Raw genomic sequence first — 572 nt, 5'->3', positions numbered from 1 at the left:
AAGGAAAATCCAATGGCTCTTGATATTAAACCTGGTCAAACTCACATCAAATCTAAAGCAATGGTAGCTTGGGCTGCTGGCGAACCTCTTAAAATGGAAGAAGTAGATGTTCAACTTCCTAAAGCAGGTGAAGTGTTAGTTCGCATCGTTGCTACTGGCGTATGTCACACTGACTTATTCACTCTATCTGGTGATGATCCAGAAGGTATCTTCCCTTCAATCTTAGGTCACGAAGGTGGCGGTATTGTTGAAATGGTTGGTGAAGGCGTAACGGGTCTTGAAATTGGTGACCACGTTATCCCTCTTTACACTGCGGAATGTGGTGAGTGTAAATTCTGTAAATCTGGCAAAACTAACCTTTGTCAGGCGGTTCGTGAAACTCAAGGCCAAGGCCTTATGCCTGATGGTACTAGCCGTTTCTCTATTAACGGTGAAACTATTTTCCATTACATGGGTTGCTCTACGTTCTCTGAATACACAGTACTTCCTGAGATTTCTTTAGCGAAAGTATCTAAAGAAGCACCGCTTGAAGAAGTGTGTCTTCTAGGTTGTGGCGTAACGACTGGTATGGG

The 572-nt window shown here is 43.5% G+C and carries 1 protein-coding gene; it reads left to right on the top strand.

Features of this window, described 5'->3' with window-relative positions:
• Nucleotides 1–12: 12 nt before the first annotated feature.
• Nucleotides 13–572, top strand: a 560-nt coding sequence (locus tag PVK63_RS19905; RefSeq protein ID WP_165371258.1) for an alcohol dehydrogenase catalytic domain-containing protein, incomplete at its 3' end; no start/stop codon positions are given.

Origin of the sequence: Aliivibrio sp. S2TY2 (assembly GCF_028765525.1) — a bacterium.
In the GTDB taxonomy this organism is placed as follows: Bacteria; Pseudomonadota; Gammaproteobacteria; order Enterobacterales; family Vibrionaceae; genus Aliivibrio; species Aliivibrio finisterrensis_A.
Note: the sequence above shows the minus strand (reverse complement) of the source record. Positions and strands in the feature narration are given on the sequence as shown.